This window comes from Kribbella sp. NPDC050241, assembly GCF_044459685.1.
In the GTDB taxonomy this organism is placed as follows: Bacteria; Actinomycetota; Actinomycetes; order Propionibacteriales; family Kribbellaceae; genus Kribbella.
Genome location: NZ_JBITJE010000011.1, coordinates 163,443 through 190,437, shown reverse-complemented (window position 1 = coordinate 190,437; position 26,995 = coordinate 163,443). Strand labels below are relative to the sequence as shown.

At 68.2% G+C, this 26,995-nt stretch carries 26 protein-coding genes; 10 read left to right on the top strand and 16 right to left on the bottom strand.

What is annotated here, in order from left to right; all coding sequences use genetic code 11:
• Nucleotides 1-153: 153 nt before the first annotated feature.
• Together ACIBG5_RS36350 and ACIBG5_RS36345 are read left to right on the top strand one after the other, a co-directional pair.
• Nucleotides 154-1,461 (top strand): MFS transporter, encoded by a 1,308-nt coding sequence (locus ACIBG5_RS36350; protein ID WP_396396186.1) that lies wholly within the window; start codon nucleotides 154-156, stop codon nucleotides 1,459-1,461.
• Nucleotides 1,462-1,514: 53 nt separating this feature from the next.
• Nucleotides 1,515-2,114 (top strand): HAD hydrolase family protein, encoded by a 600-nt coding sequence (locus tag ACIBG5_RS36345; RefSeq protein ID WP_396396207.1) that lies wholly within the window; start codon nucleotides 1,515-1,517, stop codon nucleotides 2,112-2,114.
• On the opposite strand, the gene ACIBG5_RS36340 is transcribed toward ACIBG5_RS36345, so the two are convergent.
• The 5 genes from ACIBG5_RS36340 to ACIBG5_RS36320 form a co-directional block, all read right to left on the bottom strand.
• On the bottom strand, nucleotides 2,101-3,258 hold the full coding sequence (locus ACIBG5_RS36340; RefSeq protein WP_396396184.1) for a hypothetical protein: 1,158 nt from the start codon (nucleotides 3,256-3,258) through the stop codon (nucleotides 2,101-2,103). The genes ACIBG5_RS36345 and ACIBG5_RS36340 overlap by 14 nt on opposite strands.
• A 128-nt stretch (nucleotides 3,259-3,386) precedes the next feature.
• The gene (locus tag ACIBG5_RS36335) at nucleotides 3,387-4,331 is read right to left on the bottom strand and encodes a glycoside hydrolase family 43 protein (protein ID WP_396396205.1); all 945 of its coding nucleotides are present in this window, start codon (nucleotides 4,329-4,331) and stop codon (nucleotides 3,387-3,389) included.
• 304 nt (nucleotides 4,332-4,635) lie between these two features.
• Complete coding sequence (locus ACIBG5_RS36330; protein WP_396396182.1) at nucleotides 4,636-5,754, bottom strand: nucleoside hydrolase; 1,119 nt, start codon at nucleotides 5,752-5,754, stop codon at nucleotides 4,636-4,638.
• A 96-nt stretch (nucleotides 5,755-5,850) separates the two neighbouring features.
• Nucleotides 5,851-7,140, bottom strand: a complete 1,290-nt coding sequence (locus ACIBG5_RS36325; RefSeq protein ID WP_396396180.1) for an SLC13 family permease — start codon at nucleotides 7,138-7,140, stop codon at nucleotides 5,851-5,853.
• Nucleotides 7,141-7,189: 49 nt separating this feature from the next.
• A complete protein-coding gene (locus ACIBG5_RS36320; RefSeq protein ID WP_396396178.1) occupies nucleotides 7,190-7,636 on the bottom strand; it encodes a CBS domain-containing protein in 447 nt (148 codons plus the stop codon).
• A gap of 339 nt (nucleotides 7,637-7,975) precedes the next feature.
• Between ACIBG5_RS36320 and ACIBG5_RS36315 the strand changes: the two genes are divergently transcribed.
• Complete coding sequence (locus ACIBG5_RS36315; protein ID WP_396396177.1) at nucleotides 7,976-8,941, top strand: PEP/pyruvate-binding domain-containing protein; 966 nt, start codon at nucleotides 7,976-7,978, stop codon at nucleotides 8,939-8,941.
• Between the two features lie 120 nt (nucleotides 8,942-9,061).
• On the opposite strand, the gene ACIBG5_RS36310 is transcribed toward ACIBG5_RS36315, so the two are convergent.
• Complete coding sequence (locus ACIBG5_RS36310) at nucleotides 9,062-10,036, bottom strand: Acg family FMN-binding oxidoreductase (protein ID WP_396396175.1); 975 nt, start codon at nucleotides 10,034-10,036, stop codon at nucleotides 9,062-9,064.
• 184 nt (nucleotides 10,037-10,220) lie between these two features.
• Here ACIBG5_RS36310 and ACIBG5_RS36305 point away from each other — a divergent pair, with 184 nt between their 5' ends.
• From ACIBG5_RS36305 to ACIBG5_RS36295, 3 genes are all read left to right on the top strand, one after another.
• Nucleotides 10,221-10,781 (top strand): hypothetical protein, encoded by a 561-nt coding sequence (locus ACIBG5_RS36305; protein WP_396396172.1) that lies wholly within the window; start codon nucleotides 10,221-10,223, stop codon nucleotides 10,779-10,781.
• Nucleotides 10,782-10,868: 87 nt separating this feature from the next.
• Complete coding sequence (locus tag ACIBG5_RS36300) at nucleotides 10,869-11,810, top strand: universal stress protein (RefSeq protein WP_396396171.1); 942 nt, start codon at nucleotides 10,869-10,871, stop codon at nucleotides 11,808-11,810.
• A gap of 10 nt (nucleotides 11,811-11,820) precedes the next feature.
• A complete protein-coding gene (locus tag ACIBG5_RS36295) occupies nucleotides 11,821-12,381 on the top strand; it encodes a flavodoxin family protein (RefSeq protein WP_396396169.1) in 561 nt (186 codons plus the stop codon).
• Between the two features lie 111 nt (nucleotides 12,382-12,492).
• Here ACIBG5_RS36295 and ACIBG5_RS36290 read toward each other — a convergent pair whose 3' ends face one another.
• On the bottom strand, nucleotides 12,493-13,146 hold the full coding sequence (locus ACIBG5_RS36290) for a helix-turn-helix domain-containing protein (protein ID WP_396396167.1): 654 nt from the start codon (nucleotides 13,144-13,146) through the stop codon (nucleotides 12,493-12,495).
• A 235-nt stretch (nucleotides 13,147-13,381) separates the two neighbouring features.
• Between ACIBG5_RS36290 and ACIBG5_RS36285 the strand changes: the two genes are divergently transcribed.
• A complete protein-coding gene (locus ACIBG5_RS36285; protein WP_396396165.1) occupies nucleotides 13,382-14,035 on the top strand; it encodes a response regulator in 654 nt (217 codons plus the stop codon).
• A 6-nt stretch (nucleotides 14,036-14,041) separates the two neighbouring features.
• On the opposite strand, the gene ACIBG5_RS36280 is transcribed toward ACIBG5_RS36285, so the two are convergent.
• From ACIBG5_RS36280 to ACIBG5_RS36250, 7 genes are all read right to left on the bottom strand, one after another.
• Nucleotides 14,042-14,587 carry a flavodoxin domain-containing protein gene (locus ACIBG5_RS36280; RefSeq protein ID WP_396396163.1) on the bottom strand — a complete coding sequence of 182 codons (546 nt, stop codon included), beginning with the start codon at nucleotides 14,585-14,587 and terminating at the stop codon, nucleotides 14,042-14,044.
• Between the two features lie 70 nt (nucleotides 14,588-14,657).
• Nucleotides 14,658-15,473, bottom strand: coding sequence for a universal stress protein (locus ACIBG5_RS36275; protein WP_396396161.1), 816 nt, complete (start codon nucleotides 15,471-15,473; stop codon nucleotides 14,658-14,660).
• A gap of 149 nt (nucleotides 15,474-15,622) precedes the next feature.
• Entirely contained in the window at nucleotides 15,623-16,600 is a 978-nt protein-coding gene (locus tag ACIBG5_RS36270) for an Acg family FMN-binding oxidoreductase (RefSeq protein WP_396396159.1), read from the bottom strand.
• Between the two features lie 95 nt (nucleotides 16,601-16,695).
• A complete protein-coding gene (locus ACIBG5_RS36265) occupies nucleotides 16,696-18,444 on the bottom strand; it encodes a GAF domain-containing protein (protein ID WP_396396157.1) in 1,749 nt (582 codons plus the stop codon).
• A gap of 48 nt (nucleotides 18,445-18,492) precedes the next feature.
• Nucleotides 18,493-18,939 carry a pyridoxamine 5'-phosphate oxidase family protein gene (locus tag ACIBG5_RS36260; protein ID WP_396396156.1) on the bottom strand — a complete coding sequence of 149 codons (447 nt, stop codon included), beginning with the start codon at nucleotides 18,937-18,939 and terminating at the stop codon, nucleotides 18,493-18,495.
• Between the two features lie 386 nt (nucleotides 18,940-19,325).
• The gene (locus tag ACIBG5_RS36255; RefSeq protein ID WP_396396154.1) at nucleotides 19,326-20,543 is read right to left on the bottom strand and encodes an RNA polymerase sigma factor; all 1,218 of its coding nucleotides are present in this window, start codon (nucleotides 20,541-20,543) and stop codon (nucleotides 19,326-19,328) included.
• Between the two features lie 11 nt (nucleotides 20,544-20,554).
• A complete protein-coding gene (locus tag ACIBG5_RS36250; RefSeq protein WP_396396153.1) occupies nucleotides 20,555-20,941 on the bottom strand; it encodes a YciI family protein in 387 nt (128 codons plus the stop codon).
• 123 nt (nucleotides 20,942-21,064) lie between these two features.
• Here ACIBG5_RS36250 and ACIBG5_RS36245 point away from each other — a divergent pair, with 123 nt between their 5' ends.
• From ACIBG5_RS36245 to ACIBG5_RS36235, 3 genes are read left to right on the top strand one after another with little or no spacing between them, the layout of a single operon-like run.
• Nucleotides 21,065-21,853: a helix-turn-helix transcriptional regulator gene (locus tag ACIBG5_RS36245; RefSeq protein ID WP_396396152.1), complete on the top strand. Its 789-nt coding sequence runs from the start codon at nucleotides 21,065-21,067 to the stop codon at nucleotides 21,851-21,853.
• 21 nt (nucleotides 21,854-21,874) lie between these two features.
• Nucleotides 21,875-22,264 carry a VOC family protein gene (locus ACIBG5_RS36240; RefSeq protein ID WP_396396150.1) on the top strand — a complete coding sequence of 130 codons (390 nt, stop codon included), beginning with the start codon at nucleotides 21,875-21,877 and terminating at the stop codon, nucleotides 22,262-22,264.
• Nucleotides 22,264-22,635 carry a hypothetical protein gene (locus ACIBG5_RS36235; protein WP_396396148.1) on the top strand — a complete coding sequence of 124 codons (372 nt, stop codon included), beginning with the start codon at nucleotides 22,264-22,266 and terminating at the stop codon, nucleotides 22,633-22,635. The genes ACIBG5_RS36240 and ACIBG5_RS36235 overlap by 1 nt, the downstream gene beginning before the upstream one ends.
• Before the next feature lie 27 nt (nucleotides 22,636-22,662).
• Here ACIBG5_RS36235 and ACIBG5_RS36230 read toward each other — a convergent pair whose 3' ends face one another.
• Together ACIBG5_RS36230 and ACIBG5_RS36225 are read right to left on the bottom strand one after the other, a co-directional pair.
• A complete protein-coding gene (locus tag ACIBG5_RS36230) occupies nucleotides 22,663-23,763 on the bottom strand; it encodes a class I SAM-dependent methyltransferase (RefSeq protein ID WP_396396146.1) in 1,101 nt (366 codons plus the stop codon).
• 90 nt (nucleotides 23,764-23,853) lie between these two features.
• Complete coding sequence (locus ACIBG5_RS36225; protein WP_396396145.1) at nucleotides 23,854-26,910, bottom strand: ATP-binding protein; 3,057 nt, start codon at nucleotides 26,908-26,910, stop codon at nucleotides 23,854-23,856.
• Nucleotides 26,911-26,995 lie beyond the last annotated feature (85 nt).

The window sequence follows — 26,995 nt, the reverse complement described above, 5'->3', positions numbered from 1 at the left end:
CTTGTCGGTCAGGTGGCACTCGTAGCGGTCTTCTTGCCTGGCTCCCGGTCAGGCTCCTTGGGGAACAAGCCGAGTTCGGTGAGCTCGTTGAGCCGCGCCGCCACGATCGCATCGGTGGTCTCCGTGCCCGCGTCATGACTTCAAGGAGCTTTCGTGTCATCATCCCGACTCTCCACCAGGGCGCCCGCTACCCGGCGCCGACCCATCCTGCCCGCCGGTTTGGCTCTGGCGGGTGCGGCGATCACGTTCACGAGTCTGTATCTCACGGCAGGTGCGCTGACGCCCCTGCTCGTGGTCTACAGGGAGCAGTGGAACTTTCCCCCGTCGCTCCTCACACTGGCGTTCGCGGTCTACGCGATCGGCTTCCTCGCCGCGGTCCTGACGGTCGGGTCGCTGTCCGACCACATCGGCCGGCGCCCGGTGCTGATCGGCGCTCTGGTCATTCAGATCGTGTCGAACCTCCTGTTCCTCCTCGCCACGGACGTCGGGTGGGTGATCGCCGGCCGGATCGTGCAAGGCCTTGCCGGCGGCGCGGCGACTACTGCCTTCACCGCGGCGCTCGTCGAACTTGCTCCGCCCAGCCGGAAGAGACTGGGTACGATCCTCGGCAGCGCCGGTCTGACCGGGGGTCTCGGTCTCGGCTCCTTGCTAGCCGGCTTGGCGATCCAGCTCACGACCGACGCGAACACCATCATCTTCGTCGTCCTCACCATCGTCACGATCCTTGGGGCCGTCGTCGTCGCCCTCTCTCCCGAGACCGTGACCCGCGCACCCGGTGCGCTCCGCTCGCTGATCCCTCGCATCACCTTCCCGCCCGCCACCCGAAGGGAATTCGCCGCGGCGGCGCCTGTCGTAGCCGCGGTCTGGATGCTTGCAGGCTTGTCAGGCGGGCTCGCGCCGAGCATGGTACGCAGCGTCTTCCATCTGAACAGCGGCCTGCTCAACGGCCTGGCCGGGTTCATAGCGCCGGCCACCTCGGCCGTCATCGGACTGGCGTTCGCCCGCGTCGACTCCCGGCGTGCGATGACCATCGGTATCTACGCGTCCATCATCGGGGCCATCGGCATCATCAGTGGTGTGTACGCCGGAAGCCTGGCCATCATGATCATCGGACAGGCCATCGCCGGTGTCGGCTTCGGCGCATCGTTCACCGCGGCCCTGCGCCTCATCTTTCCGCTCGCGGCGACTCATCAGCGTGCGGGAGTCGTCGGCGGGATCTACCTCGTCTCCTACGTAGCCTTCGGAGTGCCGATCGTCATCGAAGGTCAACTCACCGGCCCTCTCGGCGAGATCCCAGCAGTCTCCTTGTACACAGGGGTGGCCATCCTCCTCGCGGTCATCAGCCTCATCGCCCAACTCCGCCTCAAACGCAACACCCGAAGCGTCGCTGGACCAGCTTGTATCTCCCCACTGCAAGCCAGCGCCCCGAGTACGCCGAAGCGAGACGACATTCCCGCATGATCACCAGCGACTACACGCCTGCTGGAGCCGATGGTGCCTCCTGACTCGTTGCCCTGGACATCGACGGCACCACGCTCCACGATGACGCCTCCATCGGCGATGCTGTGATCGAGCGGGTACGCCGTCTCGGTGCGGCCGGGCACCAGGTGATGCCCGCCACCGGCCGTTTCACCGCAGCCACAGTCCCGGGGCTCAAGCACCTCGGCATCACACCGCAGTACCTGGTCCGCTTCCAGCGATCGTTGCTGTCACTCTGGCTCATCGCAGGTGTCCGAGGCGACCTCAGAGGTGTTGACTGCCGCTGGACGAGCACGAACCCTGGCGGGGGCGGCGACTGCAGTTCCGAGGGCGACGATCACCGCGGCATGGGTGAAACTACGATGGCCGCCTTCGATAACTCCGTAGGCAAGGCTCGCCAATCCGACGGCGGCCACAAGCTGCCCGGTCCAGTCGAACGGCGCGGCTCGGGCGCTGGATGCCGGGTTGGACCCAGCGGAGTTGCGCGAGCAGTACAACGCTGCCGCATCAGAGGAGCGGGCCGCGCAGGCGGCGCTCGTGGTGGTGTGCTTACCGGGTGCCAGGTGCGCTGTGCCGGTGCGCCTGGTGGCGGAGGATGTCACGACCGCGGGGTCGAGGTGGTCAGTGGCTGGTGATGACGAGTGTCGGTGGGTCGTGGACGGGGCCGGGAAGTGTGTTGGTCTCGTAGGGCTGCCGCAGTCCGGGCTGCCAGGCGAGTAGCCGGGTGCGGGATCCGGCGTTGAGGGCGATCACCAACCAGTCTCCAGGCCCGGCGAATGCCAGAGCGGGTTGAGACTTGGCGGGCAGTTCGATTCCCGGCACGATGTCCAGCCGGCCGGTGTCGAGCCGCATGATCGCGATGTCCATGGGCGGGAGCGGGTGGTCGTCGTACCGTGAGTCTGTCGTTGCTTGTTCGATCAGGAAGGCAATCCTCGTGCCGTCAGGGCTGACGACGCCGCAGCAGGCGGGGCCCGGAAGAGGGGATCCGAGGGTCTGCCCGCCGGCGGTCGATCGGCGGCGCAGCGTGCACGGTGATGCGTCGTCGTCGCAGCCACTGGTCCAGAGGACTTGGCCTGCGCCGACCGCGAGCGGCGCCACGTGTTGTTCGAGCTTGGCCTGCAACCGACCGGTGCGTGCGTCGACGAGCGCGAGCCACGTCGGTGAGATCCCCGGATCGGGCTGCATTTGCCCGACGATCGTCTCGCCCACGATTGCGGATGCGTAGAAGCCGTGCGGCAGCCGCACCCGCTGCCCGCCGGTGACCGGAGCGATCGTCGCGTAGGGGTTGTCGATGTCACTGGCGAAGGAAGCGATCCATACCCGGTTGCCATCGGTCAGCGGTGACTCGGTGGGACCGAGTGGGCGGATGACGCTGACCCGGTGATCGACGCTGATGCGCACCATGGCATACGGAGCCGTCTCGTCGCACGACTCGGTCGTCGCGTACGCCGTGACCGGATCACCGGCCAGGACAGCGCCGTACTCGCCCGGACGGACGACCGCATCCGGCAAGGTCGTCGCTCGGCCGCTGTCGAAGTCGACGAGTCGGAGCCGGTCTCCGCCGAGCAGTACCTGGATCCCGGTGTGCTGCGCCGGTGGCGCGCTCGACACGATCGGCAGCAGCGTGTCCGCTCCGCAGGCGCCGGGCGCTGTCGGCCATGCCTGCGCCGTCCGCCCGTCCGGAATCGTGCTGATCAGATCGGACGGCGTGGGACTCGGCACGGCCTGACGGTGCGAACGATCCGTCGAGGCGTGGAGGACGATCAGGGTCAGCACCACCAGGACCAGAATCCATCCGGCCCTTCGGCGCCCACGTCCCGAAGTCTTCCCGACTTCGAGGACCTCGTCCTGATCGTGCTCCACACCACCATGAAATCACTGCTCCACCAACCGCCGGAGCCCGATCGCTATCTCGGTGGGACGGGCGGGAGGAATGCGGGGACGGTCGGCGTGGCGTCGTCCTGACCCCATGCGAGTTTCGCGGCGTACATGACGCGCCTCTTGTTCGGGTCGGTGACCACGCCGTCGTACTGGCATGGCTGGTCATCTGGTGTGCACACCCAACCGTGCAGGTAGATCAGGTCCGGGCCGCTGCCACCGGTCACGACGTCGGCTCCGCCGGGCCCGCACAGTCCGGTGTTGGCTTGATCCAACAACACATGCTCTTGCTTGTCCGCGAACGACCATGGGTCGGTCGACCGCCGCCACACGGTCGAGTAGCGGCACTGGTCGAACCAGTTCGCCGATGCCAGGAGGACGTATTGGTCGCCGCGCTTGACCATCACCGGGTTCTCGATGCTGTCCGCGTGCCGCACCAGTTCGTGGCTGAGCTCGCCCCGGCTGTGCAGGCCGTCTGCCGACAGCGGGAACATGCGGATGGTGCCGGGCGTCTTCTGCGTCTTGTACAGCAGGTAGCGCCGACCATCGGAATCCTGGAAAGGACTCGGGTCGATCACCCCGGCGGTCGGATCGGGGCGATCGACGGCCGGGTCGTCGCCGCCGAGGATCGGGCAGATCAGTGGAGTGTCGGTCGGTGTGTAGGGGCCGCCGGGATCGCCGGCCACTGCCGTCCCGATGCACCGTTGTCCGGCGAAGCCCTTCGCCTGCGCGGCGTAGTACAAGACCCAGCCGGCCGAGGTCTGCCAAGCATCCGGAGCCCAGACCGCGCCTGTGCCGGCCGCCCAGGCTCCCCAACGGCTCAGCGCGTTCGGCTGGGCTGTCCACGGCCCGCCGGGTGTGCTGGATCGTGCGACCTCGCCCAGAGGACCGCCGGTCATGAAGGAGTAGTACTGGCTACCTACCCGCAACAAACCGGGATCGGCCGCACTCGGACCGTAGACCGGCGCTGGCATCGGCCGCTGAACTGCTGCCGCACCGGACCCGACGGTCCACAGCAAGGCAACCGCGCAGGCAGCCAACACAACGACCAACCGTTTACCCGTTCGACCGCTCACGCCATGCCTCCTCAGACTCGCCGCGACCTGCCGTCACCTCGCCCGGCCGGATGGTCTAGCCGCGAATGAGAGCCCAACGGTATACGCAGGTTTACAACGCTGTAAACCCAAGTATGTAAGTCGATTGACAGTCCTTCAGGCATCTTCCTCTGCCGGGAACGCTGGGATCTGCAGCGATAGCAGCACCGCTGAACTCGCGTGCCTAGTGCCGGCCGCCGTTGAGGGTCGACGTGAACGTGTCTTCGAACCGTGCGCCATCGGCGGCGTATCCGATCAGTTGCGGCGTGCCGTCGGGAGCGACGATCGTACGGCCCGACGAAGCGCCGTCGAGGACCACGGAGACACGTCCCGGCCGGTACTGGACGAGGTCGTCGCGCGGCCCGAGGACAAGTGACGTGGCGGCGAGAGCGTCCCACCAGAACATGATGTCCAGGTCGATGAGCGGAGGCAGGTCCGGCTGCGTGAGGATCGCGTGGACAAGCCGCGCCTCCACCGTGTCGGCCGAGGCGCCGAGCCGGTCGACGTACGCCTGAGTGATCATCACGTGGTTCGTGGCGTCCAGCGGAACGATCCGGACCCGCTCGGCAGGCATCGTCCGGAACACGAAGTCGGCTGCGTTCGGGTCGATCCAGAGGTTGACCTCCTGGGTGTTGTCGAACCCGCCAGTGGTCGAACCGAAGAGATTGCCCGGTACGTCGAACGCTCCACCCATCACGTAGAGCGAGGCGATCTTCTGCGCAACACCTCCGTGTTCGCGCAACGCCGCGGCTACGTTGCTGAGCGGGCCGGTAGCCAGCATCGTCACGGGCTCACGCGAGCTCAGAACCGACGTGGCGATCAGCTGTGCCGCTGTCACCGAGGACGGTTGGTTGGGTTGGTCGGCGTCGTCGAGCGCTCCGGTCAGGACACGCTCGAACGTCTCCCTCGCCTCTGGCGGTGCCAGGTGCACACCGGTCGGTGAACCATCGGCCACCGGAACGCGGGGAAGACCGCACTTCTGGAGAATCGTGCGCGCATGCGTCAACGAGCGACCCGCCGTACCGATGCCATTGTTCACCACGGTGACGGCGCGCAGTTCGATCCGGCCTTGCTTGTGCGCCTGACAGAGGAACGCCAGTGTCGACGCATCATCGAAGTCCAAGTCACTGTCGTAGACAACCGGAACAGGCCGGTGCCCCGCCGGCTCCGCCGCAGTGGCCCCCGTGGCCGGAGCTACTCCGACGGAGGCAATGCTCAGCACCGCCCCGGCCGCCAGTACGGCGATAGTCTTCCGGAACCGGCCTGTCCACACACGGGCACTGATCCGCCTGGCTCGCTTCATCGACAACTCCAAGGTCGAACCGATCGAAGCGACGAGTCTTCCCGACCTCGCTTTCAGTTCGCTTTCATCCCGAACCACGGGGTTGTGCGTGACTTCTCAGCTGAACGCGAAGTACCGCAGCCAGAGGTACGGCGCGGCAACTGCGATGGTGATCGCGGTGATCACTACGCCCTTGCGGGTGAAGTCCCAGAAGCTGATCGGGTACCCGGCTCGCAGCGCGAGCCCGATGACGACCACGTTGGCACTGGCGCCGATCGCCGTGGCGTTGCCGCCGAAGTCCGCGCCGATGGCCAGCGCCCACCACAACGCGTGGGCCTGGGACGGATCAGCGACGGTCTTGGTGAGTTCGAGCACCACGGGACTCATCGTGGCGACATAGGGGATGTTGTCCACGATCCCGGACAAGACGGCTGAGACGACCAGGATCAGCATCGTCGCCAGCAACGCCCGGCCCTCGGTCGCCGCCCCGACCGCGTCCGCCAGCCTGCCGATCACACCGGTCTTGACCAGCGCACCGACCATCACGAACAGCCCGGCGAAGAACAGCAGCGTCTGCCACTCCACGCTGCCCATGTAGTCCTTGGTCTTCACGCCTGAGATCAGCACCAGCAGGCCCGCGCCGAGCAGCGCGACCACCGACGGTGCGATGCCGAACAGTGACCGGCCGATGAAGCCGGTGAAGACGAGCACCAGAACCGCGCCGCATTTGATCAGCAGCACCTTGTCCGCGATCGCCTCCCGCTCGTTCAGCCGCATCACGTCCTCGACACGGGCCGGGTCGACTGCGAACGACCCGCGGAAGATCCTGGGCAGGACGAGCGTGAACACCACGAGCTCGATCACCACCAGCGGCGTCAGGTGCATCAGGAAGTCGTTGAAGGTCAGTCCGGACCGGCTGGCGATGATGATGTTCGGCGGATCACCGATCAGGGTGGCCGCGCCCCCGATGTTCGACGCCATCACCTCAGCGATCAGGAACGGCACCGGGTTGATCCCCAGCCGCTCGCAGACCAGCAGGGTGACCGGTGCGATCAGCAACACGGTCGTCACATTGTCCAGGAATGCCGACGCGCCGGCGGTGATCAGCGTCAGCAGGATCATCACCCGGAGAGGAGAGCCGTTGGCCCGCTTGGCCGCCCAGATTGCGACGTACTCGAACACGCCGGTCCGGCGCAGCACGCCGACGATCACCATCATCCCGAACAGCAAGAAGATGACGTCCCAGTCGACGCCCGTGTCAGGGGAGTAGAAGGCGTGCTCGGAGTCGGTCACCCCGAGCGCGAGCAGGACTGCCGCGCCACCGAGCGCCGCCAGCAGCTTGTGCGTCCACTCGGTGGCGATCAGGACATAGGCCAGAGCGAAGACGACGACGGCGATCGCCGTCATGCCACAACTCCGGCGACGCTACGCAACAGCGCCGCGGCAGCGGACGAGATCAGTCCTTGGGCACGACCAGTTCGAGCAACCGGGACGCGGTGATCGCGCCGATGATCTCCCGGTCCTTCACCACGGCGACCAGCGGACAGCGCAGGCGGGCCATGGTGGCCGCGATCTCCAGCACCGTGTCGTCGTGGTTGACCACGGGCAGCTCGGCCGGCTCCGACGGCAGCAGTTTGCGCACAGGCACGCCGGACAACTTGTCCGCGACCCTGTCGGCCAACGGTTCGTCGATCACCCGAGCCAGCGACGGATCGTCCTGGACGTAGCTCGGCACCAGGAACCGAACGACCTGCGACGCAGGCAGCACGGAGTACGGCGTGCCATCCTCGCGGACCACGATCAGACCGGGCAAGCGTCGCGCCGCAAGTAACTGCACCGCTGCGCGCGCCTCCGAGTCCAGGCTGACCACCGGGAACTCCTCGGCCATCTGCTCTCCGTGCACACTCGCAGCCTACGCCGCAGCCACATGTGTCTCGATCGGCTCTCACGGGCTTCTGACAGCGATCGGCGAGCGTCACACAGCCTCCAGGGTCGACGTCCAGCCCGCACCCCGAACAGGGACGGGCACTGCCGACCAGACTTCCCGGCGCTCCGGACCCCAGCCTTCCTCATCCACTCACAAGGTTCAAACACCGACCCCACGAACCACGGGCTGGTACGTCCGGGCTGAGTTGTCACGAACGACGGGACTTTCGGCTCTGAACACAATGCGGCGCCTCAACCAGTGTGGAAGCAGAGGTAAGTGACCGGTTCGAGAAAGTCGAGGGGGAGGCGGTAGCAGATGGGCACCGACAGGATCGTTCGTCTTCAGGACGACGCCGCGACCGACCCTGCTGTGGTCGGTGTGAAGAGTGCTCGGCTGGCGGAGCTGTCACGGGATGGCATCCGGGTTCCGGCCGGCTTCGTGGTGACCGCGGCGGCGTACGAGGAGTTCGTGCGCGAGGGGCGGCTCGGGCCGGTGATCGCGCGTGAGATCCGCAGGTACCGGGCGGGGCGGGATCTGAGGGTGGTTGCGGCCGCGATCCGCACTGCCTTCGGTGCCACGTCGTTGCCGCCGGCCTTGGCCGACGACATTCTCGCCGCCTACGAGGAACTGGGTGGCGACGGCACCGAGGTCGCCGTCCGGTGCAGCCCGATCACCCCGCAGGACGGGGCACGAGACGAGCTCTTCCTTCATCTGAACACCGGGACCGATGTGCTCGCCGCGTGCCGGCGATGCTTCGCGGATCTCTTCAGTGCTGCGGCCGTCGGCAACCGCGAGCTCTGCGGACCCGACCACCTGACTGCGGCCATGCCGGTCACGGTCCAGCTGATGGTGCGCTCGGACCGCGGCGGCTCGGGCACGGTCCACGGCGAGAGCTCGTTGGTCCGGGTCAGCGCGGCCTGGGGCCTGGGGGAGCCGGCCGCCGACGATCCCGACCAGTTCTCGATCTATCCGGGCAGCCATCCGATGATCATCAGGCACCGCGGCGCCAAGCGAACGAAGACCGTGTACGCCGGACGCCGGGCGACGCGGCTGGTTCCGACCACACCGAAGGAGCGGAGCGGGCTGGTTCTGTCCGACGGCGAGTTGCAGGTCCTCGCGCAGTGGTCGGTCCTTGCCGACGCGCGCTGCAAGCGGCGGATGGAGCTCGATTGGGCCAAGGACGGGGTATCGAGTCAGCTCTACGTGGTCGAGGCCCGGCCGCTGACCTTCCCGCCCATCGTCATCAGCACACCACCTAGAGCCGGAGTCCTTCAGCACTGAACCGGCCGCTCGGACGAAGCGGTGTGTGATGTTCGAGTCTCCTAGCGACTTGTAGCCAGCGTTCGGCAGGGTGGCACTGTAATCATGCATCATGCACGATTCGACCCGGGGGTCCGGTTGTCAGAACCACTGGTCGAAGGACTCGCGCCAGTCTCGGCGCGAGGTGCTGTGCCCGGCGTGAGCCGGGTAGCCGATGCGCATCACCATCTGCGGCCATGAGCCGCCGCCGACGAGCTCGCGCACCGCGGCCCGCGCCGTGTTGTGCTCGAGCAGTTGATGGAGAAATGACACGGCGAGGTCGTAGGAGGTCGCGACGAGCAGCACGCGTTCGAGGGCCATGCCGGCTCGCAGCCAGGCGGCCGCGTCTTCTTGCGGCGTGCACAGGACGGCGAGGCCGGGCCGTTGCTCGAAGACGGCCTGACTGCGGTGCGTACTGTCGAAGCCCGCGGAGAGGTCGCGGACGAACGCCGGCCGAGTCGGCAAGGGGCCGAGCGCGCTCTCCTGGACGCCGTCGGATGGTCTGTCTCCACCGATCCACCGGAGCCGCTCGTGCAGGCGGTCCTCGTCGTGCAGCTCTGTGTCATCGACGCGCCGGAGCAACTCGCCGAGCCGGGATGTCTCGTCTGGGTCGAGCCAGCGCAGAGTCGCGCGCTCGGCTTGAGCGGCGTCGTCGAGTCGTGCCAGCACGCGCGGTGCGATGACCTGATCGAGCATCGGCCCGCGATACGTGTGCCTGCGACGCAGTTCGCCGTACAGACGGCCCAGTTCTGGTACTGGGGTCTTGCGGTCGGCCAGGAAGATCCGCGCCACCACGTCCGGGTGGTGGGGGTCGGGGTCAGGTGCGAGCTGCGATTCGTGGCCGAGCATCGCCGCTGCGATCCGCAGGTTGAGGACGGCGGCGCCGATCCCGATCCGCGCCGCACGACCTGCCGGATCCGCGACGGGCAGCGTGCGGTTCCGATCGAGCAGCACGTCAACCACCGGACCGTGGATCTCGAACCGCCACGGCTGCGTGTTGTGGATGGACGGGGCGTGCATCGCTGCAGTGAGCAGGATGGCCACCTCGTCCTTGGTCAGGGTGGTTGTCGCGTTCATCTCGTGTCCGTTCCGGCCCAAGTCTCGTGTTCTCTCAGGGTGTGGACGGTGCGGAGCGGTTGCCAGCGGCAAGGGTCCCGGCCTGGAGGGACTTTCGGCTCGCGACGGTGAGGTGCGACGGCCCTGACCGGCGTGGGGGAGCGGGCAGACGATCAAGGTGTCGAATCGAGTGAAAGGAACGACGATGACCACCACGCCGCACCGACACGACCTACCGGCTCCCGCAATGGAGACCGACGGCGATCGCCACCTGATCGTCACCACAGCTGCGGGCCGTGCGCTCGCCGTACTTCGGATTGCCTTCGGCCTGACCTTCTTGTGGCCGTTCTTCGACAAGCTGTTCGGGCTCGGCTACGCCACTCCGGCCGGTAAGGGCTGGGTCGACGGTGGCGACCCGACCGCGGGTTTCTTGGGTAAGGGCACCAGTGGCCCGTTGGCGGACTTCTACCAGTCTCTGGTCGGTGATTGGTGGGTGACTCCGTTGTTCATGGTCGCGCTGGCCGGTATCGGTCTGGCGCTGACGTTGGGTATCGGGATGCGGATCGCGGCTGTCAGCGGTGGGCTGTTGTATCTGATGATGTGGTCGGCGAATCTGCCGCCGGACAACAACCCGGTGCTGGATGAGCACATCCTGGGTGCTATCACGCTCGTCGTTCTCGCGCTCGTTGCTGCTGGCAATGTGTGGGGCTTGGGCGGTTGGTGGGGCAAGCTCGACATCGTCCGCCGCTACCCATGGCTGCGGTAGCCACAATGCCCGCGACGCTTTAGTCGTCCTGCCCTACACCCCCTGCTCGTTGGTCGTAGTTCCTGTAGTGACAGAGAGGTAGGCGAAATGAGTACCTGGAACAGGACCGGCCCGGTTGTGGTCGAAGTCGACGGCAGCGCAGAGTATCTGCGGATCGTGGACTACGCGTCCGCGGAGGCACTGCGGTGTGGTGCTGAGCTCGTGCTGGTCGCGCCGTACTCGGCGCACGCCTCGGTCTCGCCGATGATGCCGGGGTATTCACCGAAGGCGCCGGCCGAGCGCGCAGACGACGCGTTGCGAGCGGCTGTCGCACACGTGCGGCATCGGGACGGCTATGCAACTGAACTGGCCGCCGTTGCCGGTGAGGGTTCGCGGGTCCGGGTCCTCGCACATGCCGCACGGAAGGCGAGGATGCTGGTGGTCGGCCGATCACGCAGTCGTGGTCCGCAGCGGCTCATGCATGCCCACACCAACCTCACGCTGGCGAGCCGCGCCGGCTGCCCGGTGGTCGTCGTACCGGCGTCGTGGAAGCCGTGCCTGATGGATCGCAAGGTTGCCGTCGGCATCGACGGTACGGCGCTGTCCGCCGAGGCACTGGAGTTCGCGTTCGGCACCGCGGCCGGGCGGGAGGGCGACCTGACCGTCGTCCACGCCGGTCTGCCCGCCGAGCACGCGTGGAACGACGAGGATCCGGACCACTCGTGGATCAGCCGTGCTGACCACCTGTTGTCCGAAACCCTCGCTCCGTGGACGGGCAGGTTCCCGAACGTGAGAGTGACCCGGTTCCTGAGCAGCCGCCAACCGGCCGCAGCGCTGGTGCACGAGAGCAGTGAGGTCGGCCTGGTCGTGGTCGGCTCACACACCGGCGCGTTGCCGGTCGACCCGGTGGCACGCCGCTCGGTGGCCGCGATGACCTGCCCGGTCGCGATCGTGCCGCACCACGTGACTGCCACCGATCACGAAAGGATCAGCGCAGCTCCGCGACGCCCGGCGCGGCGAGCTGGTCGTTCCGACGTACTGACACCGTAGGAGGTCGATCATGTCCGACATCACACGTGCACTCGTCGTTTACGAGTCCATGTACGGCAACACCGCGCGGATCGCGTCCGCGATCTGCGCGGGTCTGCGGCAGAGCATTCCCACCGAGATGGTGCCGGCTTACCGGGCGCCGACGGTGATCCCCGGTGACGTGCGGCTGCTCGTCGTCGGCGGACCGACACATGCGTTCTCGATGAGCCGCGCGTCCACACGTCAGGAGGCCAGGAACCAGCACACCGTAGTGATGCCGACAGAGACCGGAATCCGCGAGTGGCTGGACATGCTGACCGCGGACACGACGTCCACCCCAGGGCGCCGTCGCGCCCAGGTCGACGTCGCAACCTTCGACACACGCATCGCCAAGGTCCGCCGGCTCCCCGGCTCGGCCGCGAGATCGGCTGCCAAGGTGCTGCGCCGGTTGGGCTTCCGAGTACTCCTCGGGTCTGCGAGCTTCTTCGTGGACGAGTCGACCGGACCGATCCGCGAGGTCGAGATCGAACGCGCGCGCCGCTGGGGCGAAGAGCTCGGCCGTCTGCACGCCGGCTCGGCGACCGCGGCATGAGCCGGTGAGGAGTTCGACGACGCCCGGGCGCGGCTTCGCGAACACAAGCTGGATCTCTGATCACAGAAGTGAAGGGCTCACCGGTCTCCGGTGAGCCCTTTGGCTATGTGATCACCAAGAGCGGATGCGGCGGCCGGAGATGCGGCGGGGCTCGATGGCGATGTAGGTCTCGCGGGTGCCGCCGGCCCAGGGCTCGACACGGCCGAGGGCGACCTCGATCTCCTGGCTGGTGGCCGGCCGGACCGTGCCATTCACCAGCACGCTCCAGCCGTCCCGAAGACTCTCGTCGACGGCGTCGATCTCGAACGCGATGGGCGCGAGGTCGTACTGAGCGACCGCGCTGTCGGCGGCTGTGCGGAAGACGATCAGCTCGTTCACGTAGCAGTAGTTGACGGGGATCACGAGGAGGTCGTCGGCCCGGTTGAACGCGATCCGTCCGACGACGCCGGCCTCGATCAGTTTCATGCACTCGTCCCGGCGCATCGGTTCCAGCTCGGGCTCCGGCGTCAGGACCGCTCGTCGCGCCGACCGGCTCCGGTACGGTGCGAACAATCCGCTGATGGTGGTGTCGAGTGCGCGCGACAACCTGAGGAGCTCACCACCGGTCAGCGCTACCGGCCGTGTTTCGATGCGCTCGATACGGCGCGTGCCCATACCGGTGCGCTCGGCGACCTCCGCCGTACTCAGCCCCAACTCGAGCCGACGATGCTTGACTCGAGTGCCGAGGTCACCTGGCACCTGCACGTTCTGCGACCCGATGTCCATCGGACTCCGCCTCCCTTTTGTTCTGCCCTTCCAGGCAACCAGGCGGGTGGCGAGAGCTGCAGAGGACGAGGACCTGAGGCCGCAGGCCGGCGGTCGTCTTCTCGCCTCGACTGTGCAGGTCAAAAGTCCTGGGCGGGGCGGGACAGTTGCCCCTGCTACATGGCGTGGCGGGGGTGGATGCTGGAGGCGAGCTCGCCGACCGGAGCGGACGGCGGGTGAATCCGAAGGAGCTCAGATGACGATCAGGGTCTTTCTGCTGGACGACCACGAGGTGGTCCGGCTGGGGCTGCACCAGTTGCTCGAGGACGAGCCGGACATCGAGGTGGTAGGTGACGCTTCGACCGCCGCGGAGGCGCTCGCGCGCATCCCCGCCGTTCGGCCGGATGTCGCCCTCCTGGACGTCCGGCTGCCCGACGGCGACGGCGTCTCCGTCTGCCGCGAGATCCGCTCCACGATGGAGAACCCGCCGGCTTGCCTGATGCTCACGTCGTACTCCGACGACGAGGCCCTGTTCACGGCGATCATGGCCGGGGCCGCCGGGTACCTGCTGAAGCAGGTACACGCCAGCGACCTCGTTGGGGCGATCCGCCGCTTGGCCGCGGGAGAGTCCTTGCTCGACCCCGCCATGACCCAGAAGGTCCTGGAGCGTCTGCGGCACCCGGTGGTGGAGGAGGATCCCCGGTACGCCGCGCTCACCGAGCAGGAGCGCAAGATCCTTGCCGAGATCGCCGTCGGCAAGACCAACCGCCAGATCGCGCAATCGCTCTACCTGGCCGAAAAGACGGTCAAGAACTACGTCTCCTCCCTCCTCCGCAAACTCAACGTAGAACGCCGCACCGAAGCCGCCGTCTTCGCCATCGAACACGCGAAGAACCAGCGCAAGTCGTAGCGACAATCACCTGCCAGGACCAGGCTGGGAACGTGGGGCGGTGCCTGGTCCTGTGTGGGTGGTGGAGATGGCGGCGCCGATGCCGGCGGACCAGGTGCGGATCTTGTCCCAGTCGCGGGAGTCGGCGGCCATGTTGCCGGCGGCAAGGCGGCGGGCGAGGAAGCCCTTGGCGGTGGCGGGTTCGAGTCGGCCGGCGAAGGTCATCGCGGGAGTGGCTCCGATCTCACGAGCGAGTCGTCGGACGGCCGGAGGCATCTCCTGAGCCTGATCCTTGTCTGGACCAACCGGGCCGCTGTGGAAGAGCCAGACCTGCCGCTCGCGGAGCTCATCGCGGTTCCTTCGCAAGAACCGCACCGCCTCGCGCCGCCAGCGTCGGATGTAGATGGCGCTGCCGAGGACCACGACGTCGTACGGCTTGACGGTAGGGACGGACGTGACGTCGAGGACGTCGACCTGGTGGCCGTGCGCCCGCAGTTCGGTGCCGATCGCCTCGGCGATGCCCGCGGTCGCACCCATCTTGGTGGCGTAGGCAACCACTACCTTCTTGGACATCGAGACCTCCTTCGGGTCATCTCCAGGACATCAGCAACCGAACGACCGGGTCAGTGCCGAACGACCTGGGTCAGCGGGTCCGATGGCTGTCGAGTGCCGGGGTGGGTATGACGGCAACCGGGCATGGGGCCTGGTGCAGCACGGTCTGGCTCACCGAGCCGAGCAGAAGACTCGCGAAACCGCCGCGACCGCGGGACCCGACGACCAAGAGCTGCGCGTCGGCGGACCACTCGAGCAGCAACTCGGCCGGGTGGCCGGTCACCTGGACGACCTCAGCCGTCCGCATGCCCTGCAGAGTCCGCAGGGGCGACGCGACGTCATCCTCTCCCTCCGGGAGAACCGTGACGATCCGGGCGACGAGTCCGTGGCGATCGGCGTACTGCAGGCCGAAGTCCACGGCGGCGTCTGCGGCGGGAGAGCCGTCGTACCCGATCACCACGCGGTTGCCGACCACTGCGTCTTCTGCGGGCCGTACGACGATCACCGGGCAGTGCGCGTGGGCAGCGAGCTCCAGTCCGGTGGAGCCGACCAGCAGTCCGAGCGTCCGGCCGGCGTCGCGGCTGCCGATCACGATCAGCTCGGCGTTCCGGGATTCCGCCAGCAGCACGGGCGAGGGGAAGCCGTCGACCCTGCCGGCCGTGACGGATACGCGAGGCTCGAACGTGCGCGCCAGGTCCAGCGCCTCGGCAACGATCTTGTCGGCGGCGGCGCGGAGCCCCGGGGCGACATCGCTTGGGCCCAGCGGCACCCGGAACTCCGCCCACACAAACGCATGGACAAGATGCAGACCGACACCCCGGGCCGCCGCTTCGACCGCGCCCCAGCGGATCGCGCTCTCGCTGACGCCCGCACCGTCGATGCCGACGACAACTCTCTTCTCAACCATGCGACCACGATGCCGGGACGAGGCACTACGAGCGAAGGGGCGAAGGTCCCACGCGTGCGGTGCCGACGGCCCTGTCAGCGTTCTCGGATGCGCGCCGACGACTCGTCAGAGTGGTCAGCGGACGCGCGGCTCCTGCGGCAACGAGCTGGTCATGACTCCTCCTTGGTGCGAAGGAACTCCGAGACCGGCCGCCGGCCGGTTCCGTTGCCGGGCCGGCTGTGGGCGAAGCGGATGATCATGTGCGCGTGTCCCGGCCGCTGAGTCAGTCGCTGCACCGCGCGGCGCAGGTCGTCGAACTCCAGTGGCTGGTTCAGGAACGATGCGCTGACGCCTTCACGGGTCGCGGTCAGCAGCACTCGTTCGAGGGCCAGCCCTGCCGCGACCTGGTCCGCGGGCTGGTCGCTTTCCGTGGACAGGATGGCCAGGTCCGGGTGCTCCTCGAAAGTCGTCTCCGAGCGCATCCGGTCGACCGGTCGGGTAGCCATGTCCCGAACGGCTGCCGGGTAGCCGGCGGACCGTGGCCCGAGCGCCGTGCTCGGGATGCCTTCGGTGGTGCGGTCACCGCCGACCCAGTGCGCGCGTTCGGCGCGGCGATGCCAGTCGTGGACTTCGCGGAGATCGGTGTCGACGACCATGTCGAGTACCGCGCGGACTTCGGGTTCGCCGAGCCACGTCAGTTCGGCCCCTTCGGCGTACGCGGCCTGCAACAGAGCGACCTTGATGCCCTCCGGCAGCGGCTGCGCGGCGGACGGGTTGCGATCGGTGTGGCGCCTCGGGATCTGCTGCGCGAGGTCGCGCCGCTCGTCGTCCGGCCTGCTGGTGGGTTCGACGACGATCCGCGCCAGCAGGTCGGGTTCCTCCGGGTACGGCGCCAGGCCGAGCCAGGTGCCGTAGCCGAGCGACTCGGCGGCGCAGCGCAGGTTGAAGGTTGCCGCGCCGGCCGCGATACGCATGGCCCGGCCCGTCGGGTCCTCCGCCGGCAGCGTGCGCGAGCCGTCGAGGAACAGGTCGATGACGTGCCCTCCCACCTCGAACCGCCAAGGCTGGGTGTTGTGCATGCTCGGTGCGGCGACGGCCGCCGCGAGCAGGACGTCGATGTGTTCCGCCGACAGCTGCTGGTCAGACACTGGAATCTCCTCCCACTGGTTCTCCTTCAGCGTGGCCGGTGGGAGTACGGTCCCGCTGCGGGCAAGAGTCCTGACTCGGGGAGGCCGTTCGGCCATCAGTTGCCGGTGATCGGTGCCGTGAATTCCACGATGGTCCCGTGGGGCTGGTTCTCGGTGACCTGAACGCCTCCGCCAAGCGCCTGGGCTCGTTCAGTGAGGTTGCGCAGCCCGCTGGAGCGACGGCGCGGCCCGATGCCGACGCCATCGTCGGAGATCCTGGCGACGACCTGCGCGGAGTCGACCGACAACTCCACGGTGACCTGGGAGGCCTCCGCGTGACGGACGACGTTGGACAGCGACTCCCGCACGGTTGCGAGGATCTGTGGCCGGACGGTGGTCGGTACGACGGTGTCGATCGGGCCGGTGCAGATCAGTCGGGCCCGGAACCCGAGCGGCTCGGCGTACTCCGTGACCAGCGCCTGGACATCTCCGCGGAGCGAGCTGCTGTCGGGCGTCTGCTGGAGCTCGAAGATCGCGGCCCGGAGGTCGTGGATGGTCGTGTCGATGTCGTCGACCGCTCGGCTGAGCCGCTGCTGATGCTCGGGACGAGCCAGCCGGTGCATGCCCTGGAGCTGCAGCCCGGTCGCGAAGAGTCGCTGGATCACCAGGTCGTGCAGGTCCCTCGCGATCCGATCGCGGTCTTCCAGCACGAGAATCATGTCCCGGTCGCGCTGTGCCTGGGCACGTTCCAGGGCCAGGGTGGCCTGGCCGGCGAACATCCGGATCAGGTCGGCTCCCTCGGAGACCCGGCTGTTCGCGCCCTGCTCCGCGGCGACCACGAGGAGTCCGCCGGTGCCGGTACTGCCGGCCGGCAGTGGCACCATCGTCGTACGGCCGAGGTTGGTGCCCTCCGGGAACTCGGTCAGCACTCCCGCATCCTTGAGGAGCCGGGCCAGGTCCTCGATCACGACCTGTTCGCCACCGGCTATCGCGCGACCGAGCAGAGGCAGGTCGGCCGGGATGCGACGTCCGAGGAAGTGACCGAACTCAGGCGGACCGTCGACTGCACTGACGACCAACTCCGAGTCCTCGGCCAGCAGGATTGCCGCGACCTGTGCGCCGGATACCTCGCGTGACCGCTGCGCGATCAGGAGGAGTGCCTGGTCGGGATCGAAATCGCCGAGCATCAACTGGGTGATCTCGGCGGTGACCTCGTGCCACCGCCGACGCTGCTCGGTGTCGGCGTACAGCCTGGCGTTGTCGATGACGACGCCGGCCGCGGCCGCGAGTGCGGTCACGGTGCGCTCGTCGTCCTCGGTGAAGTCGGCGCCACCGGTCTTCTCGGTCAGGTACAGGTTGCCGTACGCGTGCTCCCTGGTCCGGATCGGTACGCCGAGGAAGGACTTCATCGGAGGGTGGTTCGCCGGGAATCCGTACGACCGCGGATGCTCGGCAAGATCGGTCAGCCGAATGGGCTCGGGGTCGTCGATCAGCAGGCCGAGGATCCCGTGCCCCTCGGGGTACGGGCCGATGGCCGCGATCTCCTCGTCGGTGACACCGTGGGTGATGAACCGGACGAGCCGTTTGCCGTCCGGGCCGACGACACCGAGTGCGCCGTACCGGGAATCGGCCAGCTCGCAGGCGGCGGTGACGATCCGGTCGAGGGTGCTGTTCAGATCGAGGTCGGCGCCGATCCCGACGACCGCGTCGAGGAGCGCACGGAGTCGCTCCTGGGAGTCCATGATCTCGTCGACCCGGCCGAGCAGTTCCTGCAGAAGCGCGTCGAGACGCACCCGGGAGAGTCCGGCGAACTCCAGCGCCCCCTCGTCCCAGCGTCCCCGCTCCGCACGCGAACCCTCAGGCACGGCCTCAGACTACGGAAAGTCGTTGATGATGTGAACCAGAGTCGGGGTCTACGAGGCGCCGGCGTGTGGACGCCGGGCCCACGGGAGCAGCCGTCGTCCGTGCACCGATTCGATCCCCAGACGGATCAGTTGCGGATCGTCCATCGGGAGCCAGGAGTGCAGCGGGAGCGAACGGCGCAGCGAGTCTGCCTCATCCGCCGAGACCACGGACAGGTGGCCGATGGCTGTGACGGTCCAGCCGAGCTGTCGATCGAGATCGACATCGTCGGCCTCGAAGGCCACCACATCACCGCGCTCGGCCGCGCGGAGCTTCTGCCCCGGTCCGGTGTTCACAACGACGGTGTCGTCGTCCAGCACGAAGTTGACCAGCCTGATCGCCGGGAGACCACCGAGCGTGTAGACCAGCCTGCCGAGCGGAACCGAGCCGAGCAGTCGCAAACACTCCGGCGGACTCAGAATCTCGAGGCGGGACTGGTCGAACTGGGTGGTGGTCATCACGGTCTCCAGACAGCAGACGAGATGCAGTTCTCGTTCACCCATCAACCATCGGCGGATGCGGAGCCCGGCAGTAGGGCCGAAGGTCCCGCCTCGACACCTACAGGTCAGGACGGCTGCTCCCGGGCCCGGGCCGATTGAGGGTCTGATATCGAGGAGCTCGGGACCTTGGGCTCTGCCTGGCGGAAGAGGGAAGCGTGAGTCTGGAGTCGCTGGGGAGCGGCCGGCTCGCCGGAGGCGGACCGAGAACAGGTGGCCACCATTCAAGATCCGCCGTCACCACGGTTCCGGTCCGGAGAGTCGGTCCCAGCGTCCACCACGGTCACGGTGAGTAGCCGCCCGATTCCCCGGAGGCTACTGAGCGCTCGAGGTGTGCGTACGAGGTTTCACGCCTCACGATCGAGGGCTTCGCTTCGCCGGCGGAGGAACTGGATCTCGGGCTGGGTTCTGGCCAGTTCTGCCGCGTGGGCGTAGGCGTCGGCTGCGTCCTTCCGTCGGCCGAGGCGTTCCAGCATGGAGCCGCGCGAGGCGTGCAGCAGGTGGTACTCGGCGAGCTGGTCGGTGATCTCGTCCAGCATGGCCAGGCCGGTGAGCGGCCCTTGGATCTCGGCCAGCGCGACGGCGCGGTTGAGCGCGATCACCGGTGTCGGCATGACGGTCAGCAGCCGGTCGTAGAACCGTACGATCGTTGGCCAGTCGGTGTCTCGGTAGTGCGGGGCCGCACAGTGGATGCCCTGGATCGCCGCCTGGAGCTGAAACGGCCCCGGGCGGCGACTCCGAAGGCAGACAAGGACGAGTTCGTGGCCTTCGGCGATCAGCGATCGGTTCCAGAGCGACCTGTCTTGGAACTGCAGCAGTACTACGTCGTCACCGCGACCGCGTGCCGGCATTCTCGCCTCGTTGAGCAGCATGAGGGCCAGCAGGCCAACCGCTTCCGGCTCGTCGGGCATCAGCCCCACCAGCACACGCGCCAGCCGGATCGCCTCGGTGCACAAGTTCCGGCGGTTGCGGATGTCGTCGGCGCCGGCGTTGTAGATCAGGTACAGCACCGACAGCACCGCGCGAAGGCGGTCCGGAAGTTCGGCCTCGTCGGGAACCCGGTAGGGGATGTGTGCTGACTTGATCTTGTACTTCGCCCGCACCAGTCGCTTCGCCATGGTCTCCTCGCTCACCAGGAACGCCGAGGCCACCTCCGCGGGGGTGAGTCCGGCGATCAGGCGCAAGGTCAGCGCCACCTGATGCTCGATGCGGATGGCCGGGTGGCAGCAGGTGAAGACGAGCCGCAACTGGTCGTCACGCATGAGCTCCGCATCCTCGGATCGGACGGTGGACTCCTGCCGCCGCCGATGGTCTGACGCGACCTGCTCGGCGAGTTCGCGTCCGCGTCGCCCGCGTCGGACGGCGTCCACGGCTCGGTTACGCGCGGTGGTGACGATCCAGCCGGCCGGGTTGTCGGGCACACCGTCGCGCGGCCACCGCTGGACAGCCGTCACGAAGGCGTCCTGTACGGCGTCCTCGGCCAGCGCGATGTCACCGAAGATACGGGTCAGGGTGGCCACGGCTTGGCCGTGTGCCTCGCGGAAGGCTCGCTCGACGTCGTCCATCTACCGTTCCGTCAATGTCCTTCACCGTCCTGTAGCCGCCCTGTTGCGCGGAACGGCCGGACCTCGATCGCGTGATTGATGGCCTCGACGACTTTGTCCGCCCACTCCAGCGCCTCGTCGAGGTTCTCGGCGTCGATGATGTAGAAGCCGCCGATGTGCTCCTTGCCCTCGGCGAAGGGTCCGTCGGTGGTGACCTTGTCGAGGCCGGTGCCTCCGCGCACCACGGTGGCCGCGTCGGGGCCGTGCAGGGCGCCGCCGAACACGAACGCGCCTGCTGCGTCCATCTCCTCCTCGAGCGCGATCACCCGGCGCATGAAGGCTTGCATGTCTTCGGGTGTCGACGGCGCGCCCTCGACCTGGTTCTCCGCCTCATAGACCGACAGCAGGTAGTGACTCATTCCCTACTCCTCGTCTCCGCGGGGTCATCCCGCTCTGACCTACTGACGAACGGCAGCGCCCGGATCAGGACACCCTGGGGACAGGATCTCAGGAGTGTCCCCGCCCGCGTCTACGCTCCGAACATGAACCGCATCGACCGCCTGTACGCGTTGGTGGAGGAGTTGCGTGCGGCCGGACGACGCGGACGTACGGCGCGGCAACTGGCGGCACGTTTCGAGGTGAGCGTTCGCACCGTCGAGCGTGACCTGAGCGCGCTCGGGCAGGCTGGTGTCCCGCTGGCGACCAAGCAGGGCAGAGGCGGCGGCTACACACTCGACCGATCGATGAGCCTGCCGCCGCTCAACTTCACTCCGCGCGAAGCGGCGGCCGTGGCCGTGGCGCTGAGCCGGACCGAGCATGTCTTGTTCACAAACGATGCCCGCAGCGCGCTGCAGAAGATCGTCGCCGCGATGCCGGAGTCGGCGCTGGTGGAGGCACGCGATACCGCGGACAAGGTGCGGCTGATCGTGCGGAAGGTGCCGGACCCGGACGCGGAGGTCGCCGAGACCATCTGGCGAGCCGTGCGCGACAACCAGGTGCTGCGCATCCACTACATCGACGTCGGCGGCGTTCGCACGGAGCGTGAGGTCGAGCCGCAGTACGTGGTGGTCGGCACCAACGGCTCCTATCTCACCGCGTGGTGCCACCTGCGAGGCGACGACCGGGTGTTCCGCATGGACCGCATCATCGCGGCCGAGCGGACGCCGCGCCTCCCGAGGCTGCGGCCTGTCGTCCCCGAGCCGATCGTCGACGGTCACGAGATCAAGCTGCCGGCGTCCGTGCTTCGTCCCGAAGATTCTCTGCCGAACTCCGACATAGGGCTGTCGCGAACGACTGCCACGGTGGGTGCAGCCCGTCGTTCCGGCGGATGATCCGATCAGAAGGAGACGCACATGACCACCCCCGCTCCCGGCACCTTGGCCTGGTTCGAGGTCGCCACCAGCGACGCCGACGCCGCCCAGAAGTTCTACGGCAGCCTGTTCGACTGGACCTTCGAGGCCAACGGCCCCGCTGCATCCGGTGGATCGGACTACCGCAACATCAAGGCCTCCGGCGCTGACGGTCCGATGGGCGGCATCTTCGGCACTGGCGGCCAGGTGCCCGACCACGCCGTGTTCTACATCCTCGTCGCCGACGTCGAGAGCACGTGTGCCGACGCCGAGCATCTCGGCGGATCGGTCGTCAGCAAGCACCTCGATCCCGGCCCCGGCGCCCCGAAGTTCGCCTATCTGCGCGATCCGGCCGGGAACCAGTTCGGGGTCTTCACCCCACCTGCGGCCTGATGGACAAGCGCACCCAGGGCGCGTCCCCGTCGGAGCAGTCCGGCGGGGACCCCGCGGCTCGTGACCTGTACGACGAGCTCACTGACGACCTGCTGTACGACCCTGCCATCGGCCGCGCCACCATGATGGGCTACCCCTGCGTGCGGCTGGCCGGGCGTTTCGTCGCGTCCTACAACGACAGCGCCGGTTCCCTCGTCGTGAAGCTGCCGCGCGAGCGGGTGATCGACCTTGTCGAGACCGGCACCGGCGATCCGTTCGCCCCTGCCGGCAAGGTCTTCCGCGAATGGGTGTCGATCCCGGCACTCGACCCCGAGCTATGGCGCAGCCTCCTGGCCGAGGCCGTCGAATTCGCCCGCAAGTCCCTGGGCTGACGTGGTGTCGGGCATCGCGTTGGCGACTCAGCCCTGGAGCCGGTAGAAGCGCCAGAACGGGTGCTCGATCGGCAGGATCTCGATGCCGGCGAAGCCGGCGGTTTCGGACAGCCGTCGCATGGTGGCCGGCCGGATCTCGAGTGGCCCGACGACCTCGGAGCCGGCGTCGGTGCGGCCCTGCGGAACACACCAGAGGGTCCCGGCCGCGGCCATGAACCGTTCGACCTCGTCGCCCGGAGCGGTGAAGGTCTCGGCGACGTTCTCCTCCATCACGATCACCGAGCCGCCGGGTGCCAGCGCACGTCGGGCGGCCTCGAGTGCCGCCACCGGATGTGGCAAGTCGTGCAGGCATTCGAAGAAGAACGCGACGTCGTACCCGTCGCGGGGGAGCGGCTGGGTGATGTCGGCGACCTCGAGGTCGACCCGGCCGCCTACCCCGCGTTCGGCGACGTACTGGCGGCCGCGGGCGATGGACTCCTCGTCCAGGTCGTACCCGTCGACGGAGATGTGCGAGAACGCCTCCGCGAGCCGGATCGACGCCCAGCCCACGCCTGCGCCCAGGTCCGCGACGCGCGCCGGGCGGGTGCTGTCCGCGAGGCGGGACTGGATGTCCGGCACCTGCGGAAGCCACTCGTCGATCAGCGAGTTCTCGTAGGCGGGCCGGTTGAGCGCCTCCTGTGCGGTCACCGCGTCGGCGCCGTACGCCGTGAGCGGCACACCGTCCCCGGTGCGGAACGCGGCGACCAGTGCCGGAAGCGCTCGTCCCATCGCCGGCGCGATGTAGGCCATGCCGCCGGCATAGAACGGACTTGTCTCGTCAACCAGCGCCTCGTGAACGCCGTCGCGCAAGCTGAACACCGCCTCTTCGCTGATGGTCAGCAGTCCCGCAACGGCCTGTTGAGTCAGCCATTCCTGGGTGTAGCGGACCTCGGCACCGCTTCGCTCAGCCAGTACGGCGGCCGTCGCGGGCCCGTCCTCCGACAGCGAGCGATAGAAGCCCAGCTCGACGCCGAGGTAGATGTTGAGGAGCTCGGCAGTGGCCAGCGTCTGCAGGAAGAGGCGGCCGGACACCTCCTCTGCGGCGGATGGAGTCGGGGTCTCCTCGACCTGATCCAGCATCGTGCTCATGATGTTCTCCCTGGTGCCGCGCGGCGCCCGGTGCGCCGCCTCTACCAGGGAGGCGCCAGGTCTGATGTGGCGATGCCACACGACTGACGGCTAGCTGTGCCAGGTCGCCGTTTCCTCCGGGCGATAGACGCAGAACCGTCCGGTGGAGACGGCCAGCTCGAGGTGTCGCGCCAGCCCAGGGTGGACCTCGCGGATGGCCTTGATCGCGGTCGCGACGCGCATCGCGACGGCCTTGCGAGCCCGTTCGGCCGGGTCCCCGGTCGTCCGCGCCCGGCCACCGAGGCCGTAGGCCGCGGCCAGCTCGCGGACCAGGAAGTCCCGTTCCTCGACGAGTGTGCCGACCCGCTGAGGTGTGCCGTCCAGTTCTGCCTCGGCGATGTCGGTATCGAGTTCGGCCACTCGCCGCTTGTACGCGTCCCTGGCCACACCGTCGAGCGCCGGACCGGTGTCCCCGCCGGCCGCCGTCCTCGGCGGGCCGCCCGCAGCGGCAACGAGGTCGAGGACATGCACCGGCGTACCGGGCCGGCCCAGCAGCACGGACAGGTCGTGCATTCCCTTCGAATCCGGGACAGTTGCCTCGCCATTCCGCCAGCTCAGGTGCCAGGTTCGCCCGTCCTGTCGGAACACTCCCTCGACGCTCGTGGTCCGTCGTACGACTCCGCTGATCGCGGCCAGATCCTGCTCCGCTCGGGTCAGCCACGGGACAGTGTTGGCGCCTTGGTACGCCGAGACCGCGCTGGACAGCAGGCGTCGCGCGTCACCGATCCTGCCGCGGAACGCCGCCAGCCGGCCGAGGAGATGTGCGGTCACGCCCATCACGCCTCCGCCGATCCCGTCGATCACCCACAGGCCCTCGTACGGCGCGAGCCGCCGAGCCACTTCGTCGGCGACATCGCCGCGATCCAGGGCGATGGCCGCATCGCCGGTGTGCCACATTCCTTCGAGCCACTCGCAGTCGTCGGGGATCGCATCCAGGCCGCGGCTCATCAGCCGGTCGAAGTATCGCCCGGCTGTGTCGGCTTCTCCGGCCGCGGCGAGGTAGCTGGCCAACATGCCCAGGGCAACGGACGACTCGGACGCGGTCTTGACGGCCGCATCGATATCGTCGACGAAGTCCGCGGGGAGTACGCCGGCTGTCCGGTGGGTCCACATGCGCAGGGTGAAAACCATGAGTGCGGCGTTGGCACTGCCGGCCCGACGCCCGATCGCTTCGGTCTCGTCGGCGTACCGGGTCGCCGTTTCGAGGTCGCCGGACATCAGTGCCCGCGCTCCACGCCACAGCGGGACGTACCAGGAGTAGAGCGGCAGCATGAGACGGTTCGCCGTACGAGCGAAGGCGTCGATCTCCGCATCGACCTCGGGCCAGTCGCCTCGCTCCATCAGCGCCACCAGGCGGAGGCGACGGGCCAGCAACTGACACGGTGAATCGTGCCCGCGTTCGGCGACCGCGAGCATCCGGCTGGCTGCGGCGAACCTCTCGTCGAGCTGGGCCGGGCCGGCGATGGCGTCGCAGTACGCCGCCAGCGCACCCGACTCGACACAGGGATGGCCGACTCGTTCCGCCATCGCCACGGCGGAGCGGGCCAGGTCGAGCCGCTCGCTCTCCCGGTCGGTCCCCGCATAGGCGAGCGAGAGCCGGGCCATCACCGCAGCCCGCATACCGCCGTCTCGCTGCGGTAGGGACGCCAGCGCTTCCTCGAGTAGTTCTGTCTGCAGCTCGTCGTACTGCGGCACCTCGAACCCGCTCAGGCCGGCGCCCAGGCCGAGCGCGGCCATCGCCAGGTGACTGGCACGTCCGTTACGCCGCGCCAGTTCCGCCGTCTGCGCGAACGTCTGCCGGGCGCCTTCGAGATCACCGGCGTACATCTGTGCCTCGCCCAGCTCGAGCATCACCTTCGTTCGCTCGATGTCCTTTGCGCGCAGGGCGATCCGGTACGCATCGACCGCCTGCTCGTAGCCCATCCGGTCTCCCGCCGAGCGTGCCGCTCGCAGCGCCCATGCCGCGGCACGTTCGGCGGCGTCCGGACCGAACGCGGCGGACCAGTGCCGGGCCAGCTCACCCGCGGCCTCGTCGTCGTCTCCGGCTGTCTCTTCGAGCTGCTCGGCCAGCGCTCGGTGTAAGGTGGCCCGCCGCGCAGTACCGAGCGAGGTCTCCAGCACCTCCTGGACCAGCGCGTGGGCGAACCAGATCCGGTTGTCGACGGGCGGCCCGGCCAGCAACCGGGCGGCTGCAGCCTCCTCGAGCTGAAGGAGAACCGCATCGGCCGATTCGCCGGCGACGGCCATCACGAGTGAAACGTCGGCACCGTTCCCGGCCACCGCCGCAACCTCCAGGATCTGCTGGCAGCCCTGGCTGACGCGGGCGATCCGGTGGGCGAGCACCTCGCGCACACCATCGGGTACGCCGGTCGTGGCCGACCGAGCCGCGAGCAGCCGGGAAACCTCCCGCACGAAGAACGGGTTCCCGCCGGTGCGACGGTGCACCATGGTCGCCAACTCGTCGGCGGGGGTCTCACCGAGAACCCGCGTCACCAACTCCGCCACCTCGTCGATCCCGAGGCCGTCGAGCCGGATTCGCTGTACTGCGGTCGGTAGATCGCGGACAACGGCCCGCACATCCTCACCGGTCTTGGGCGGCTCGTCACGCCAGGTGGCCACGAGCAGCACACGAAGACCCGGGAGCGCGTCGACGACTTGACGGAGGAGCAGCAACGAGGCGCTGTCGGCCCACTGCAGATCTTCGAGGATGAGAACGACCGGACCGTCGCCAGAGACCTTCTGCAACGTGTCGATCACCGAAACGAACAGTCTGGCCCGGACACCGGCGTCGCCGCGCAGCACTCCCAGGCCGTCCGCGCCGTGACCGGCAGGCCCCTCGCCGGCGAGCCGGTGCTCAGGCGCCAGCTCACGGAGAATGCTTCGCCACGGCCAGAACGGTGGCATGCCGGCGGCCGAACACCAGCCCCAGGCAACGGTGACACCTGATGCGAGAGCACGATCCGCAAGCGCCTCCGCAAGCGTCGTCTTACCCATCCCCGGCTCACCGAGAACGATCGCGGACCGGCCGCGACCGTCGACGGCCGCAGCCAGCAGGGCGTCGAGCTCAGCCAGTGGCCGGGCCCGGCCTACCATCACCCGTCGCTCCATCCGACGCCTCCCCGCTTCACATGCTAGGCAACCTGGCTCCCGGGGTCAGCACTTCGAACGAAGCGTCCGTGACCGGTAATAGCCC